15 protein-coding genes are annotated in these 16,666 nt (G+C 64.6%); 2 read left to right on the top strand and 13 right to left on the bottom strand.

Going from position 1 to position 16,666, the window contains the following annotated elements; translation table 11 throughout:
* Window positions 1-56: 56 nt before the first annotated feature.
* The 11 genes from LX70_RS12955 to LX70_RS12905 all read right to left on the bottom strand — a co-directional run bounded on the left by LX70_RS12955 (window position 57) and on the right by LX70_RS12905 (window position 11,821).
* On the bottom strand, window positions 57-755 hold the full coding sequence (locus LX70_RS12955) for a fumarylacetoacetate hydrolase family protein (RefSeq protein ID WP_105515193.1): 699 nt from the start codon (window positions 753-755) through the stop codon (window positions 57-59).
* Window positions 752-3,109, bottom strand: a complete 2,358-nt coding sequence (locus LX70_RS12950; RefSeq protein ID WP_105515192.1) for an aldehyde dehydrogenase family protein — start codon at window positions 3,107-3,109, stop codon at window positions 752-754. Before LX70_RS12950 ends, LX70_RS12955 begins: the two co-directional genes overlap by 4 nt.
* Window positions 3,110-3,168: 59 nt before the next feature.
* A complete protein-coding gene (deoC, locus tag LX70_RS12945) occupies window positions 3,169-4,143 on the bottom strand; it encodes a deoxyribose-phosphate aldolase (protein ID WP_105515191.1) in 975 nt (324 codons plus the stop codon).
* 110 nt (window positions 4,144-4,253) lie between these two features.
* Entirely contained in the window at window positions 4,254-4,928 is a 675-nt protein-coding gene (locus tag LX70_RS12940; RefSeq protein ID WP_105515190.1) for a DUF1523 family protein, read from the bottom strand.
* Window positions 4,929-4,935: 7 nt separating this feature from the next.
* Window positions 4,936-5,214, bottom strand: a complete 279-nt coding sequence (locus LX70_RS12935; RefSeq protein WP_105515189.1) for a hypothetical protein — start codon at window positions 5,212-5,214, stop codon at window positions 4,936-4,938.
* Window positions 5,211-6,569 carry a DUF6638 family protein gene (locus tag LX70_RS12930; RefSeq protein WP_105515188.1) on the bottom strand — a complete coding sequence of 453 codons (1,359 nt, stop codon included), beginning with the start codon at window positions 6,567-6,569 and terminating at the stop codon, window positions 5,211-5,213. Before LX70_RS12930 ends, LX70_RS12935 begins: the two co-directional genes overlap by 4 nt.
* A complete protein-coding gene (locus LX70_RS12925; protein WP_211301714.1) occupies window positions 6,566-7,330 on the bottom strand; it encodes a hypothetical protein in 765 nt (254 codons plus the stop codon). The genes LX70_RS12930 and LX70_RS12925 overlap by 4 nt, the downstream gene beginning before the upstream one ends.
* Entirely contained in the window at window positions 7,327-9,261 is a 1,935-nt protein-coding gene (locus tag LX70_RS12920) for an AAA family ATPase (protein ID WP_105515186.1), read from the bottom strand. Before LX70_RS12920 ends, LX70_RS12925 begins: the two co-directional genes overlap by 4 nt.
* Window positions 9,262-9,325: 64 nt before the next feature.
* On the bottom strand, window positions 9,326-10,453 hold the full coding sequence (locus LX70_RS12915) for a hypothetical protein (protein WP_211301713.1): 1,128 nt from the start codon (window positions 10,451-10,453) through the stop codon (window positions 9,326-9,328).
* Window positions 10,446-10,745: a hypothetical protein gene (locus LX70_RS12910; RefSeq protein WP_105515185.1), complete on the bottom strand. Its 300-nt coding sequence runs from the start codon at window positions 10,743-10,745 to the stop codon at window positions 10,446-10,448. The genes LX70_RS12915 and LX70_RS12910 overlap by 8 nt, the downstream gene beginning before the upstream one ends.
* On the bottom strand, window positions 10,742-11,821 hold the full coding sequence (locus tag LX70_RS12905) for a coiled-coil domain-containing protein (protein ID WP_105515184.1): 1,080 nt from the start codon (window positions 11,819-11,821) through the stop codon (window positions 10,742-10,744). The genes LX70_RS12910 and LX70_RS12905 overlap by 4 nt, the downstream gene beginning before the upstream one ends.
* Before the next feature lie 153 nt (window positions 11,822-11,974).
* Between LX70_RS12905 and LX70_RS12900 the strand changes: the two genes are divergently transcribed.
* On the top strand, window positions 11,975-13,261 hold the full coding sequence (locus tag LX70_RS12900) for an acetylornithine deacetylase/succinyl-diaminopimelate desuccinylase family protein (RefSeq protein WP_105515183.1): 1,287 nt from the start codon (window positions 11,975-11,977) through the stop codon (window positions 13,259-13,261).
* An 82-nt stretch (window positions 13,262-13,343) separates the two neighbouring features.
* On the opposite strand, the gene panC is transcribed toward LX70_RS12900, so the two are convergent.
* Together panC and panB are read right to left on the bottom strand one after the other, a co-directional pair.
* Window positions 13,344-14,183 (bottom strand): pantoate--beta-alanine ligase, encoded by an 840-nt coding sequence (panC, locus tag LX70_RS12895; protein WP_105515182.1) that lies wholly within the window; start codon window positions 14,181-14,183, stop codon window positions 13,344-13,346.
* Entirely contained in the window at window positions 14,180-15,004 is an 825-nt protein-coding gene (panB, locus tag LX70_RS12890; RefSeq protein ID WP_105515181.1) for a 3-methyl-2-oxobutanoate hydroxymethyltransferase, read from the bottom strand. The genes panC and panB overlap by 4 nt, the downstream gene beginning before the upstream one ends.
* 158 nt (window positions 15,005-15,162) lie before the next feature.
* On the opposite strand from panB, the gene LX70_RS12885 reads away from it, so the two are divergent.
* Window positions 15,163-16,635, top strand: coding sequence for an ABC transporter substrate-binding protein (locus LX70_RS12885; RefSeq protein ID WP_105515180.1), 1,473 nt, complete (start codon window positions 15,163-15,165; stop codon window positions 16,633-16,635).
* Window positions 16,636-16,666: the final 31 nt, after the last annotated feature.

Genomic DNA, 16,666 nt, shown 5'->3' with positions numbered 1-16,666 from the left:
GGCAACATGCCGCAATCGGACGGGGCGGGCAATTCCGTTTCGAAACCGCCCCGGCCCTATTCCGCCGGACCGTAAGTCAGTTCGACCGGCGACAGCCCCGCCACCTCGCCCACCAGCCGGTCACCGGGCTGGACCGCGCCGACACCGGCGGGGGTGCCGGTATAGATCAGATCGCCGGGCATGAGGTGATAGAGCGTCGAAAGATGCGCGATGATCTCTGGCACGGACCAGACCATGTCCGACAGATGCGACGCCTGCCGCACCGAGCCGTTCAGACGCAGGGTGATTGCCTGTGGCCCCGGCGTGCCAAACGCGGCCGCACGGGTGATCGGGCCGATCACGGCGGCATTCTCGAAATCCTTGCCGGTGTCCCAAGGGCGGCGCTTGTCCTTCGCCACCGCCTGAAGATCGCGCCGCGTCATGTCGAGACCTGCGGCATAGCCATAGACCGCTGCCATCGCCTCCTCTACCGAAACCCGGAAGGCAGGCGCGCCGAGGGCCACGACGAACTCCATCTCATGATGGCAATCGGCGGTGCCAAGCGGGAAGGGAACCGTCGCGCCGGACAGGACGACATGCGCGGGTGCCTTGGTGAAGTAGAACGGCGCCTCGCGGTCCACCTCCGACCCCATCTCCTTGGCGTGGTCGGCATAGTTGCGCCCGACACAGAAGATGCGGTTGACGGGAAAGGATGCCTCCTCCCCGTTCACGGGGACAAGGGCGGGCGCGGGAAGCGGAAAGAGGGTGCGGGTCATTCGCCGTATGGAATCCAGATGTTTTTCACTTGCGTGGCGCGGGTCAGAAAGCCGCGCCCCTGCCCATCTGGCCCGTGCCAGTCGCGATTGGCAAGGGTCCATGTGACCTTGAGGTTACCGGCACTTTCCGCCTGAACCATCCGCGCGCCTTCGGCCCCGCCGCAATACCACATCGCGGCGACATCGTCGTGCTGCGCCAGCGTCCTGGCCAGATCGTCGCGCGGGCCGGTGACGATATTGACCACGCCGCCGGGCAGGTCGGAGGTATCGAAGACCTGATAAAGATCGGTCGCGGCCAGCGGCATCGACTGCGACGGGACAGCGACCACCCGGTTGCCCATCGCGATCGCGGGCAGGACAAGGCTGACGAAGCCCAGAAGCGGCGCGTCATTCGGGCAGGCGATGCCCATCACGCCGAAGGCCTCGGGCATGGCCAGCGTGACATGGGCGGATTTCGTGGAATGCACGGCGCCGTCGAACTTGTCGGCCTGCGCGGCGTAGTAAAAGGCGCGGCGGATGGTGCCTGCGACCTCATCGGCCGCCTTGGTCACCCCGGCCTCTTTCAGCCGCGCCGTGAACTCCGCCTCGCGCGCCGACAGGTTTTCGGCCAGATAGTAAAGGACCTGCGCCCGGTTGTGGCCCGTGGCCTTGCCCCAGCCGCCCGCCTTCTGCGCCGCCTCAACGGCATTGCGGATGTCCTTGCGGTTGCCAAGCCCGGCCAGCCCGATCTCGCGCCCCTTCGCCATCACGGCGTAGGAATAGCCGCTGTCGGGGCGTTTCTGCGCGCCACCGACATACATCTTCGCGGTGCGGTCGATGGGGGCTGCGCCTTTGGACGGCGCGGCGGGGACCGGCGCGGCATCAAGCGCGACTGCCGCGACCTCGGCCCGCGCCCTGGGGGTGGGTTCGGCCAGATACTCCCGCATCCCCTCGCGCCCGCCCTCGCGACCGAAACCGCTTTCGCGGTAGCCGCCAAAGCCCGCCCCGGCGTCGAAGACATTGGTGGAGTTGACCCAGACCACCCCCGCCTTCACCTTCGCCGCCACATCAAGCGCAAGGTTGATGTTCTCCGACCAGATAGAGGCGGCGAGGCCGTAGCGCGTGTTGTTGGCAAGCGCCAGCGCCTCATCCGGGGTGCGGAAGGTGGTCAGCGTGGCGACCGGGCCGAAAATCTCGGCCTCCGACACGATGTTTGCCGGGGCCACGTCGGTGAAGAAGCCCGGCGCGAAATAGCAGCCCTTGGCGGGCAGTTGCGCCGCCGCCTGATGCAGCTTTGCCCCCTGCGCCTCCCCCTTCGCGACAAGGTCGCGGATGCGGGTCAATTGCACCGGATCGACGATGGCGCCGACATCGGTGGACTTGTCCAGCGGGTCGCCGACGCGCAGCTTGCCCAGCCGCGCCTTCAGCCGGTTCTGGAAGGTCGCGGCGACCGCTTCCTGCACCAGAATCCGCGATCCCGCGCAGCAGACCTGCCCCTGATTGAACCAGATCGCATCCACCACGCCTTCCACCGCCGCATCCAGATCGGCATCGGCGAAGACAACGAAGGGCGACTTGCCGCCCAGTTCCAGCGTCAGCGCCTTGCCCGTCCCCGCCGTCGCCTTGCGGATCGCGCGGCCAACCTCGGTCGAGCCGGTGAAGGCGATCTTGTCCACCTCCGCCGCGACCAGCGCCGCCCCGGTTTCACCGTCGCCGGTGACGATGTTGACGACACCTTTGGGCAGCCCGACCTCGGCGCAGATCTCGGCAAAGGCGAGCGCGGTCAGCGGCGTGTATTCGGCGGGCTTCAGCACCACGGTATTGCCCGCCGCCAGCGCGGGCGCGATCTTCCATGCCAGCATCAGAAGGGGGAAGTTCCACGGGATGATCTGGCCGCAAACGCCGACCGGGGACGCGCCCGGAAACTCCTCGGCCAGCATCTCGGCCCAACCGGCGTGGTGGTAGAAATGCCGCGCCGCCAGCGGCACGTCGATGTCGCGGCTTTCACGGATCGGCTTGCCGTTGTCGAGCGTTTCAAGCACCGCAAGGAAGCGTTCGCGTTTCTGGATGTGGCGGGCAAGCGCGTAAAGCCACTTCGCCCGTTCATGACCGGAAAGCCTGCCCCAGCCGGGCTGCGCCGCGCGGGCGGCCTTCACCGCCTCGGCCACGTCCTTCACGCTTCCCGCCGCCACCTTCGCCAGCACCTCGCCCGTGGCGGGGTCCGCCGTGGCGAAGGTCTTGCCGGGTTTCGTGAAGGCCCCGTCGATGAAATGGCCAAAGGTTCCGCGCGCCTTCAGCCAGGCCCGCACCTCGCCCGATGCCTCGGGGGCCGGGCCGTAGTCCATCGTCTCCAATATCTCTGTCACGCTGGGCATCCGGGTTCACTTTCCATCAATCTGTTCCGTCCCGGCGGCCCCGACGGGCCACCGGACGATCACGCCAGCGCATGGCGCGAGGATGCGGCATAGCGCCCGGTCACATGATGATCGAGCTGCCGTTCGATATCGCCAAGCATGGAGGAGGCACCAAGCCGGAACAGCGCGGGCGAAAGCCAGGGATTGCCCAACTCCTCCTTCATCAGGATCTGCCAGGCGATGGCGTCCTTCGCCGTCTTCATCCCGCCGGCCGGCTTGAAGCCGATCCGGTAGCCGGTTTCGTGACTGTAGTCGCGCAGCGCGCGGACCATCACAAGACTGACCGGCAGCGTGGCGTTGACGCCTTCCTTGCCGGTCGAGGTCTTGATGAAATCCGCCCCCGCCTGCATCGCCACCATGCTGGCCTTGTAGACATTACGCAGTGTCTTCAGATCGCCGGTCGCAAGGATCGCCTTCATATGCGCGGCCCCGCAGGCCTCGCGCATCGCGGCGATTTCCTCGTAAAGCGCCGACCAGTTCCCGTCGAGGACATGGGCGCGGGTGATGACGATGTCGATCTCATCCGCGCCCTGGTCGAGCGCATAGCGGATCTCGGCCAGCCGCAGATCAAGTGGCATCAGCCCGGCGGGAAAGCCCGTCGCGACCGAGGCGACGGGAATACCGCTGCCCTCAAGCGCGCGGGCCGCCGCGCCGACCATCGTCGGATAGACGCAGACCGCCCCCGTCATCAGCCGGTCAAGCCCAAGCCCCTCCATGATGTGATCGGCAAGCGGCCGCCGCGCCTTGGCGCAAAGCCGCCGCACGCGGTCCTCGGTATCGTCGCCCGCCAGCGTCGTCAGGTCCATGCAGCGGATCGCGTTCACAAGCCAGGCGGCCTGCCATTCCTTCTTCACGCTGCGCCGCGTGGTCAGCGTGGCCGCCCGCCGTTCCGCCGCAGGCGTGTTCACGGCGATAGTCTCGAACCAGTCGAGTTGCAGGGGAATGCCCGCATTGCGCAGGGTGTTCGTGCCGTGGGCTGTTGCGTCGGCGTTCATCGTACTTCCTGCCGCTGGGACCGCCGGGATCATAACGCGGATACCTAACGTTTGTCCCCCATCTCCGCAACGCATTCCTTGACCATATGGTCAAGGAATGACGCGACGTTCTACACCCGCGGCTTGCCCCGCCAGGTGCCAAGCCAGGCCTTGAACCTGCCCCAGACGCCCCGCGCCTCGGTCGCCGCCGCACCGGCGCGATCCTCGACCGAATCCCAGGCCTCGCCCATATCCTCAAGCACCGGGTCGATGGAGCGTTCGCGGAACTGCAACCACATCCGCCGCAGCATCAGAAGGATCACGGCGAGGAAGACGAAGAAGAAGATGTTGAACCACGGGATGATGGTCACATCCGGCCCCGCCACCGGCTTGATCGAGATCGCGTTGGGGAAGGAGGAAAAGTAGATGTTCCGCCAGCCGTAATGCGTGACCACCGCCCATTTCGGGTTGTCGGAAGTCGAAATCATGTCCTGCGCGCGGGCCAGAAGGTTCGCGGTGTCGAACTTGAAATAAGGCGGCCAGTTCCAGCCGGTATCCTCATTGCGGTAAACAACTTCCTTGCCGTTCGCCTTCACCGCCTGGATGAACTGCACATCGCGGTTGATGAGGCCCGTGGACTGATCATCGGGCGTGGCCCAGAAGATCCGGGTCCAGTCGCTCAGGTCCTGGCGTTCCTGATAGGTGCCGACGACCCGCACCACGTCATGCTGCGGCAGCGTATAGTGGAAGAACCCGACCACGATCAGCGCGATCACCGTCAGGAAGGTCCATTTCACATATCTCATGATCGCCTCAGTGTTGGTTCATCAGGAATGCCAGCACGAAAACCGCCAGCGTCGGAATGACATAGACAAGCCAGATCAGCTTCAGGGCCAGGCTCTTGCCGTATCGCGCCATCCCGGCCTCGATATAGGCGTCGCGGGCGCCGGGATCACCCCCGTCGGGATGCTCGGCGGCCCAGTCCTTCTCAAGCTCCTCGCGCCGGGTGGAACGGAAGTAGATCCGCAAGAGCCAATAGGCCACGGTCATGCCGATCAGCCCGAAGACGAACATTCTGAGGAAGCCGATCATCTGCGCTCCTTCCGCACCGCGCCCCAGGGGCCGACGATGTCGAGCATATCGCGAAGCGGCCCCGGCGTCACATCCGCCCCGCTCATATCCGGTTCCGGCCCGAAAAGCGCGCGTCGCGCCCCCGCCTTGTCGATCTGATATTCGCGCTCAAGATAATCCGCCACGAATTGCTTCTTCTCCTCCGGCCAGCCGGCATAGGTGCGGTAGAACAGCTCCTTGTGGCAGATGAAAAGCTGGCGCACGTCCAAGGGCGACAGCTCTGCCAGAAGCATGTTCACAAGGTCGCGGTCGGCATGGGGCCGGGCGCGCAGCGTATAGAAATAGGCCGGATGGGCCGAGGTGATGCGCGGCCATCCGCCGCCCGTCTCGACCCAGCGCAAAAGTGCCGCCAGCCCCTGAAACTCCTCCGGCAGGCGGTGGCCCAGCGCGGCGGCGGCCGACCGCAGGTCCCGCCGCCCGCCGGGACCGATGTCGAGGCCAAGGGCCGAGGCCGCATCGACGACGATGAAATCCATCTTCTGGCGCAGGATCGCCGCCGCATCCGCCCCCCGCGCGGTCACGATCGGTTCCACCAGATCGTTGATCTCAAGGAACTTGGCGATCTGGTTCCGGTCGGTCAGGTCGAAGACATACTTGATCGGCAACTGCCCCAGCGAGGCCTTTGGCAGGGTGGAAATCGCGGCCGGATGGGCCACGTCGCGGAACACATAGATGCCGCCGAAATGCGAGGTCCAGAAATTGCCCTGCTCAAAGGCCGTCGCTTTCAGCGTGACCGGGTTTCGCGTCACGTCGCCGGTCTTCTGCGCCAGCCCGATCATCTCGGCGATCAGCACATCGTCCCACCAGGCGTCTTCCTTGGTGCGAAAGGTCTCGATCAGCCGCCCGAGCTTTTCCGCCTCGGCCAGATGATTGCCGGTCGTGTCGGCCACCACCGTGACCCGGCGGATGTCGAAAAGCTTCGCCGGGGAGGTCAGTTCGAAAACGGTATTCTCCAGCTCCCCCGCCACGGCGTCGCGGGCGGTCAGGCTGAAAAGCTGCGCCTCGTTCTCCTCGATAAAGCGGGTCAGGATACCGCGCGAGGTTGAGAATTTCGCGTTCAGGAGCGGCGCATTCTTTTGGTCGGTGGTCAGCAGGATGAACTGCCGGTTGCAGCCGTTCTTGTTGAGGTAGAGGTGATCGCCCAGCTCATCCCCCACCTCGGGGGAATAGCCCGAAATGTCGATATGGAAATCGGGAAGCTTGGTTTCTTTCCCGGTCAGCGCCTTGAGCGCGCGGTTATAGCGTTCGATGAGGGCCGGGCTTTCGACCGGGATGAGGTTGCCGAACATCAGGCCCTTGGTGATGAGGCGTTTCATGGCCTTCCTACCGCGAATAGTGGGAGGCTTTGATCGCCGACGACCGCGAACATCCCTCCGTCAACCTTGTGGCTGATCGGGTCGCCTAGTGGTTCCGTTAGATTAGACAGCACAAAGCGTTCAAATGCGTCCCCGTGCATATCTTTGGCCAGCGCATGAACGGACATCGACCAATCAACCCATGCCCCGTGATCTTCTTCAGACTTGATTGCGTGTTTGGCGTCGTCTGCTGCATCCCAGAAGCAACTGCCCTGAATTATGTCCTCGCCGACAGGGAAGAAGCAGTTTCCGTCAGATTCCTGAATATAAAGATTGCAGTCAGTTTTCCCCAACGCATTGCGAGTAGACTTCATCGCTTCACGAAAATCTAAATGAAAGCCGATCTTGTTTCGAAGATGCTCCGCTATAGCGTAACCCTTTCCGGCATTTTTCACCGCGAACCTCAGTTCGAAATCCTCTGCGAACTCCCTGACCTCTAGGTCTTTGCACTTCTTGACGCAGCTAGCCACGAACCTCTGAACTTCGAAGCATTTTGACGAATAGATGCGTATCAAAGTGTTGCTTTGAATTTTCGCCGCGTGTTCGTAAAGGGGATCGTCGGGGAACTCTTTCAGGGAGAGCAACGTGAGGCGTTGCAGTACATTCAATTCACTCACCAAGAAGCAAAGGCAGACATACAAGGTCTTTTGCTCAATAGGCATAGTTTCCAACTCTTCCCAAGCGAGGGGAAATACAGAGATCTTCCGTTCAGGCGCCCTCACCCCTTCCCCTCCAGATACCGCCTTTTCGCCTCCTCCTGCCGGCCAAAGTCGCGCACCATAGCCTCAATCGCCACCTCATCCGACTTGTCGGCATAGCGGAACTCGCTGTCGGCGTAGCGGTTGATCTCCTGCACCACCATCTCCACCGTGATGGGCCTCCGCAGCTCCGAAATCATCGCCATCTTCTCGTCATAGGACTTGAACAGGAACAGCTCCGGTTCCTCCATCCACGCGTCCGGCAATTCGAAATCCATCGCCCGCACCTTCACCGCATCGGTAATGTTCTTGATCGCGCGGCCGGTGAAGCGTTCATCGGCCTCCTGAATGGCCTTCAGATAGGTGCCGAGCTTGGCGATGGTGTCCAAGGGCCCGACACGCCCCTCGACCTCCGCCCACACAACCTTCAACCCATCCTCATGCGGCACCGAATGCCCGTCGAAACTCGCCGCCACGGCCCGCTTGATCTCCTGCGCGGCGTAAAGCTCATGCTCGCCCAGCGGGATCGAATGGTTCTTGCCCAAGAGAAGCGCGAGGATGTCGATATAGTCTTCGCGGCTCTGCGGCCCGTCCACCAGGAACCGCGCCCCGGCGCGTTGCCGCAAAGCGTCGTCCACGTTCTCCGGGTAGTTCGAAAACATCCCGAAGGTGCAGTTGCCCCGCACCACGGTATTGGCCCCGGCAAAGGCCTCCATCAGCACGGCGGTAATCTCCTGCTGCCCGGCCGAGGATTGCCGGTCGCCGCGCTTGCCCGCCACCTGGTCGATGTCATCGACGGTGCCGAAACCGATCACCGCCGGGTCCATCACCGAATTGATGAAGGCCTTGGCGTTCTGCCCCGACTTGCCCTGATAGCTATCGACATTGTCGATCGACAGGTTGGCATAGCGGAACGGATAGTTCGCCACCTTGCAATAGTCGTTCAGAAGCCCCGCCATCATCTGGATCAGCGTCGTCTTGCCGGTCCCCGGCTTGCCGTCGCCCATGAAGGTGAAGATGAACCCGCCAAGCTCCGCAAAGGGGTTCAGCCGACGCTCGAAATCATAGGCCATCAGCATCTTCGAAAGCCGCATCGCCTGATACTTGGCGATATGGTTGCCGACGACCTCATTGGGCTTCTTGAAGGTCATGACGAGGGTTGAGCCCTTGGCCTTCCGCGCCGCCTCGAACCCCGAGATCGGGAAATCGTCCGCCTCGACCCGGTAATTCGCCTGCGTGAAGGCCTCAAGCCCCGGCGCGGTCGCCGCGCGCAGCTTCACCTTCTCCATCAGCTGCTCGGCAAAGGCCAGCACCACCGGCACCAGCTTCGGCGCCTCTCCGGCAAAGACCGCGATGTCCTGATCCAGCTCCCAAAGCGCGCCGTGAAGCGCCAGTTGCGCGTTATCGGTCAACACCTCCTCGACCGCGCCGATCTCCACCACCTCCTCGGTGGCATGGGCCGCCAGAAGGAAGGCCGTCGCATTGGCAAAGACCGACAGCACCGCCAGGGCCTCCGCCGCCAGAAGCTCGGAAAACGCGCCCTTGCGGTCGGCGGGCAAGCGGTTTTCCAGATTGGCGCGCTTCAGCTCGGAAAGCCCGGTCTGCTCCGAAAACGCCTCCCCCACGGCCAGCGCAATCGCCAGCGCGCGGCGCAGGCCCTGCAACACGGTGGCCTCGACCGGATCGACGATCGGATCGTCACCGCCGATGCCCTCGATCCGCTCGATCAGCCGCACGCCCTCGGGCCGCACCATGGGCCGCGTCACCAGCCCCGGCGTCGTCGACCGGAACCGCGGCCGCGCGCCTATCCCCGGCGACCGCTCCGCCGTCTCCGCGACCTGCGCCTTCGCGATCCGCGGCGCATGGTCAAAGCCCGACAGAAGCGCGGCGGCCCCGGCATAATGCGCCCGGATCGCCTCTTCCTTCAGCTCCATCTCGTCGCGCTGCCCACTCATCCCTCAACCCTCATTCATCTTGCTCGAAATACCTCGGGGTCCGGGGCGCCGCCCCGGTCCGGCGCTATCCGTAAACCAGCACCCGGCCCTCTTTCCCCACGACAAACTTGCGCAGCGCCCGAAACCCCTCGGGGTCCTTCTCGGCCAGCACCTGAAACGGCCGCTGCGGCAGGATCAGGGACCGCGTGATCCGCGTCGCCCCCGTCTCCGCCCCCTGCGCCGCGAAGGGGTCAAGCCGGAAGACCTCGCGCTCGGTCCTGGAAAACCAGCCCTCCTCGACCTCCACCCGCTCGCTCACCAGTTCCTCGACCGTCCAGGCCAGGGCCCAATCCTCCCCCGGTCCTGCCTTCGCCTCGTCCAGAACCTCGCGCATCGCGCCGGTCTGAAGCGTGAAGGCCGCGGAATACATCGGGCCAAGGTAAATGCGCCGCAGCCGCTTCGGATGCAGGTCGTCGAAATCCGTATCGAACCCCTTGGCGATGGTCAGAAGCTTCAGAGCTCCGACCGATTGCGCCAGAAGATGCGCCTGCACAGCAGGCCAGCGCGTCTCATCGCGCGGCAGCGCCTTGCGACCGGAGTCCACGACCTCCATCAGATAGATCACCGGCACGTTGAGCTGGCTGTCATAGACCGCCCAGTGAACCAGATACCCGCGCCGTCCACCTGAGACATCAGAGATGAACTCGACCTCCGGGTGCATCTGCGCAAAAAAGAGCCAGCCTTTCAGAAGTGCCTCATAGTAGAGCCGTTGCGACAGAGCGTATTGCAGCTTCGTCGGCACTACCCTCTCCCCCACGATCCGGCGCACCATCTCGTCCTTGAGTTCGGCCTCGCCCGCCATCGTCGTCAGATGCTTCTCCGCCTGCGCGGCATCGTTGGCCATCGTCACGATTTCCTGAAAGACCGGGAACCCGCTTTCGTGAAAGTCGATGGTCAGATGCTTCTGCCCGATCCCGTCAAGCCTGCCGGAGACAAGGTATTTCAGGCTCAGCGCCTGAAAACTCCAGGAAATCGCACGGATGTAGGTCTCAAGCACCTCTGCATCCATGGCCGAAAGCGACTTGTCCTTCTCCATCTCCCCGGCCACGCCGGAGAGAAGCCGCGTGATCGTCTCGAACTTCGCGAAATACCGCCGCGCGGCGAGGTCGTCGTCCAGCGCCTTGTGGTCGGTGGTCAGGTCAAGGTCAGTCACTTTGGATACCATCCCGCGAAACGCCCAGCCAGAAGGCCCAGAAACCGCCGAGGGGGCCGTTCAGAAGACGCCCTCGCGCGGCCGCGATGTCTGTATCGGCGGTCCCGTCCGCCGCCAGCCACTGCCGCCGCATCCAGAGCCGAAGAACCCCTCCGACCCCGAAGACGAAAGTCCCGGCGCCCAGGAACGGCGCGGCCCCCTCACCCGTTGCGAACACCAGCTTCAACGTGCCAAGCAACAGAAGCCCCGCACCGAACATCATGGCGATCCGCGCCTGATAAACGGCCCTCATTGGCCCCCATACAGGTTCTTGTCGTGCTTCTCGACGATGGCCTGGAACCGCCGCGCGAACCGCTCATCCGCCTTGGCCTTCTGCTCAAGCACCTTGCGCGCAAAGACCATCTGGTCCTCATGGGCCTCCATCATCTCGGCCATCCGCGTGTTGGTGGCCGCGCCGATCCCGGCCATGGCGGCCTGCGCCTCCTGGTCGGTCTTCACCCCGATCTCGTTGATCCGGTGCGCGACGTCCTGCTGCTGCGCGGTCTTCAAGCTCTTGGTCAGGGCGTCGTACAGCACCACCCGCTGCTTCGTATCCGTCTGCAACTTGTTGATCAGCACCATCTGCGTCGCCGCCTGATTTTGCAGCGAATCCACCCAGGTCTTGCCCTTCTCGATATAGCGCTCCAGCGTCTGGGACTTGGCCAGCTTCACCTGCTCGTCCTGCACCATGGCGTTGTACTGCTTGTTCAGCTCCGCCAGCTCGCTTTCCAGCTTGGTGCGCGCCGCCGCGTCCTGTTCGACGGAAATCTTGTTCTCAAGCTCGATGATCCTGGGGTCCATCGTCTGAATCTCGGCCCGCAGGCTCTCCAGCTCGCCCACCGTCACCTCACGCTCGCTCAGCGTGCCGGTCAGGTTGGTCTCGACCTTGGCCTTGTGGTCGTTGAGGACGGCCAACTGCCCCTCCAGAAGCTTCACGATCGTGTCCGACTTGGCGATCAGGTCCTGCAACTTGTCGTCGATCGTCGCCTCGCGCAGCCGCTCCTGCCGCATCGATTCCGACTTGCCTTTGGAGAACATGCCGACAAAGCTTTCCCACCCGGTCTTCGATCGCATCTCGTCGAAGTCCTTCGAAAACCCCGCCGTGACGTCGTCAAGGCCCATGATAAGTTCGGCGATGTTGGCGTTCATCAGCTCGGTATGCTTGTGAACGTCGTCCAGCGTCGCATTCTCGATGTCGATGGAAATGTCCTGACCCGCGTTCAGCTTCGTCTTCGCGGAATCGATCTTGGCCGTCAGTTCGGAAATCCGCGACTGCGCCTCCGACACCTGCCGCTGGCTTTCCAGGATCTGGGTTTCGAAATCGGCCATCCGGCCCTCCAATGTTAAACGCCTTCACACGATATTGTGACCCCGACACGGTTTGTCGAGATCGCCCGGCCGAAAAACTAGTGCATCGCGCCCGTGACGTCATCCGCTTTTCTTGCCGTTGCCGGCCCGGAGCCGCCGCGCTAGGGTTTCGCCATGACCTCCGAAGCGGAAGACAGGATCATCGCAGGGATCGGCGCGCGCCGCGCCGATCTGGTCGCACTGACCCAGGACCTGATCCGCATTCCGACGCTGAACCCGCCGGGCCGCAACTATCTGGAAATCTGCGAATATCTCGCGGACCGTCTGGGCCGACAGGGCTTCACCGTCGATCTGATCCGGGCCGAGGGCGCACCGGGCGATTCACCCGCCCACCCGCGCTGGAACATGGTCGCGCGGAAAGAGGGCGCCCGACACGGCGACTGCGTCCATTTCAACTCCCATCACGACGTGGTCGAGGTCGGCCATGGCTGGACCCGCGATCCCTTCGGCGCCGAGGTGGAGGGCGACCGCATCTATGGCCGCGGGTCCTGCGACATGAAGGGTGGCCTCGCCGCCAGCATCATCGCCGCCGAGGCCTTCATCGCCGCCTGCCCCGATTTCCGCGGCGCGATCGAGATCAGCGCCACGGCAGATGAGGAAACCGGCGGCTATGGCGGCGTCGCCTATCTCGCCGAACAGGGCCGCTTCGACCCTGCCCGCGTCCAGCACGTCATCATCCCCGAACCGCTGCACAAGGACCGCATCTGCCTTGGCCATCGCGGCGTCTGGTGGGCCGAGATCGAGACGAAGGGCCGCATCGCCCACGGCTCCATGCCCTTCCTCGGCGACAGCGCCATCCGCCACATGGGCGCGGTGCTGGAAGAGATGGAAAGGACACTCTTCCCCCTTCTCGCCACCAAGCGCACCGCGATGCCGGTGATCCCCGAAGGGGCAAAGCAATCCACGCTCAACATCAACTCCATCCACGGCGGCGAGAAGGAGCAGGAGGAAGACTATACCGGCCTGCCCGCCCCCTGCGTCCCCGACCGCTGCCGCATCGTGATCGACCGCCGCTATCTGATCGAAGAGGATCTGGCCGAGGTAAAACGCGAGGTCACAGCGCTGCTGGAAAAGATCCGCGCCGAACGCCCGAACTTCCAATACGACATCCGCGACCTTTTCGAGGTCCGCCCCACGATGACCGAAAAGGACGCCCCCGTCGTCCGCACCACCGCCGCCGCCATCGAAAAGGTGCTGGGCAGACACGCGGGCTACGTCGTCTCGCCCGGCACCTACGACCAGAAACATATCGACCGGATCGGACGGCTGAAGAACTGCATCGCCTATGGGCCGGGCGTTTTAGACCTCGCCCACCAACCCGACGAATGGGTCGGCATCACCGATATGGAAGACAGCGCGAAGGTCATGGCCCTCGTCCTTGCCGAACTTCTCGCCCCCTGATTTTCTTCGTTGTCCAAATACTCCGGGGGTGTGGGGGCAGCGCCCCCACGCGGGTCCGCGCCGACAGGCGCGGAAACCGCCCTCACACGGCGATATTGTCGATCAGCCGCACCTCACCCAACACCGCCGCCGCCAGAAGCCGCGCCGGGCGGTCAAGCGCCGTGGCGACCTCAAGCGTCTCGGCATCGCGCAGGTCGAGATACTCGACGCCCGAAAACCCCGCCGCCAGCACCGCCGCCCGCGCCTCGCCCAGCGCCGCCTCGACCGGCGCGCCGCCCCGGATCGCCGCCGCCGCGCCTTGCATCGCGCCATGCAGCGCCGGGGCCAGCGCGCGCTCCTCCGCCGTCAGCCGGACATTGCGCGACGACATGGCCAGCCCGTCCGCCTCGCGGATCGTCGGGCAGGGGATGATGCGGATCGGGATGTTCAGGTCTCTCACCAGCCGCTCCACCACCTGCACCTGCTGCCAGTCCTTCTCGCCGAAGAACGCCCGCCCGGCCTGGGTCATGCCGAACAGCTTCGTCACCACCGTCGCCACGCCATCGAAATGGCCGGGCCGGAACGCGCCCTCCATCGGCCCGGACACACCCGCGACGGACACCTTGGTCGCGAACCCCTCGGGGTAAACCTCCTCCGGCCCCGGCGCGAACAGGACATCGACCCCCTCGGCCTCCAGAAGCGCAAGGTCATGCGCCTCGTCGCGGGGGTATTTCTTCAGGTCCTCGGGGTTGTTGAACTGCATCGGGTTGACGAAGATCGTCACGATCACCCGGTCCGACTGCGCCCTTGCCGCGCGAGCAAGGCTCAGATGCCCGTCATGCAGCGCGCCCATCGTCGGCACCACGCCGACCAGCATCCCTGACCGTTTCCAGGCCGACACCTTTTCGCGCAGCGACGCAGCGCTTCGGATCACCTCGGTCACTTGCGCGCCTCCTCGCCAAAGACATGCTCCGCCGCCGGGAAGGTCCGCGCCCGCACCTCTTCGGCATAGGCCGCGATCGCCGCGTCCGCCGCCGCGCCCAGCTCGCCATACCGCTTCACGAATTTCGGCCGGAACGCGGTGAAAAGCCCCAGCATGTCGTCGACCACCAGAACCTGCCCGTCGCAGCGGGCCGAGGCGCCGATGCCGATGGTGGGAATATCCAGCCGCTCGGTCACCTCCGCCGCCAGCACCTCCGGCACCTTTTCCAGCACGACCGAGAACGCCCCCGCCCCGGCCACCGCCACCGCGTCGCGCCGGATGCGGTCGGCATCCTCACCACGCCCCTGCACCCGGTAACCGCCCAGCGTGTTGACCGCCTGCGGCGTCAGCCCGATATGCGCCATCACCGGGATGCCGCGTGCCGTCAGGAAGGCGATGGTCGGCGCCATATGCGCGCCGCCCTCAAGCTTCACCGCCGCCGCCCCGGTCTCTGCCATCAGCCGCGCGGCATTGCGAAAGGCCTGTGCCTCCCCCTCCTCATAGGAGCCGAAGGGCATGTCGATGACCAGCATCGCGCGCTCCAGCCCGCGCGCCACCGCCTGCCCGTGCAGGATCATCATCTCCATCGTCACGCCAAGGGTCGAAGGCAGACCATGCAGCACCATGCCCACGCTGTCGCCCACCAGCACCATGTCGCAATGCGGATCGACCAGCCGCGCGACGGGCGTCGTATAGGCCGTCAGCATCACCAGCGGCGTGCCGCCCTTCCGCGCCCGAATGTCCGGTGGGACCGGCCGCTTCACCTGTCCTGTCACGCTCATCCCAGGTCCTCCCCCGTTTCGGCGTCACGCCATCATAGCTGCACCGCAGCATCGTTTCCAGCACGGCGTGTCGCGGCAAGTTCTTGATCGGCGGGGGAAAACGTCCAAAGATGGCGCCAATCGCCCGGCCCGGGCCGGACCATCAGGAGAGTCGCACCATGTTCCACCGCCTGACCCTGACCGCCGCCGCGCTGGCGCTGTCGGCCGGCGCCGCCCTGTCGGCGCAGGACACGATCACCCTCGGCATGGTGCTTGAGCCGCCAAACCTCGACCCCACCGCCGGCGCCGCCGCCGCGATTGATGAGGTCGTCTATGCCAATATCTTCGAAGGCCTGACCCGCTTTGGCCCCGATGGCGCGGTCCTGCCCGCGCTCGCGCAAAGCTGGGACGTGTCGGAGGATGGCAAGACCTATACCTTCCATCTTCACACCGGCGTCACCTTCCATGACGGCACCGCCTTTGACGCCGAGGACGTGAAATTCTCGCTCGACCGCGCCCGCGCCGAGGACAGCGCCAATGCGCAAAAGGCGCTTTTCGCCGGGATCGACACGGTCGAGGTCATCGACCCCGCCACCGTCACCGTCACGCTGAAGGACGCCGACGGCAGCTTCCCCTTCAACATGGCCTGGGGCGACGCCGTGATCGTCGCGCCGGAATCGGTCGCGGATGAGGCGACGCACCCCGTCGGCACCGGCCCTTTCAAGTTCGACGAATGGGCGCAGGGCGACCATATCACGATCAGCCGTTATGACGGCTATTGGGGGACCCCCGCCCAACTGTCGAAGGCCACCTTCCGCATCATCTCCGACCCCACCGCCGCCTTCGCGGCGATGATGGCGGGCGATGTCGATGCCTTCCCGAACTTTCCCGCGCCCGAGACGCTGGCGCAATTCTCGACCGATCCGCGCTTCAAGGTCATCGTCGGCTCGACCGAGGGGGAGACGATCCTGGCGATGAACAACCGCCAGCCGCCCCTGGACAATGTCAAGGTGCGCGAGGCGATCGCCCATGCCATCAACCGGCAGGAAATCATCGACGGCGCGATGTTCGGCTATGGCACGCCCATCGGCACCCATTTCGCGCCGCACAATCCCGATTACGTCGATCTGACCGGCCTGTCCGCCTATGACCCGGAAAAGTCGAAGGCCCTGCTGGCCGAGGCGGGCGTCTCCGACCTGACCCTTCGCCTTGCCCTGCCGCCCCCCACCTATGCCCGCCGCGGGGGGGAGATCATCGCGGCCGAACTGGCCGCCGTCGGCATCAAGACCGAGATCACCAATGTCGAATGGGCGCAATGGCTTGAACAGGTGTTCAAGGGCCATGACTTCGACCTGACCATCGTCAGCCATACCGAGCCGATGGACATCAACATCTACGCCCGCCCCGATTACTATTTCGGCTATGGCAAGCCGGATTTCGTGGCGCTGATGGAGACGCTGACGAAAACCACCGACCCGGCGGCGCGCTCCGACCTTCTGAAACAGGCGCAGGAGATGATCGCCAAGGACTACGTCAACGCCTACCTCTTCCAGCTTGCCAAGACCGGTGTGGCGAACGCGAAGATCGAAGGGCTGTGGGAAAACTCGCCCACCCAGGCCAACGACCTGACGGCGGTGCATTGGGTTGACTGAGGCGCTGACCGGCACAACCAACTGACCGACA

Source organism: Albidovulum denitrificans, assembly GCF_002973535.1.
GTDB classification, from domain to species: Bacteria; Pseudomonadota; Alphaproteobacteria; order Rhodobacterales; family Rhodobacteraceae; genus Albidovulum; species Albidovulum denitrificans.
This window is presented reverse-complemented; position numbering and strand designations above follow the sequence as displayed.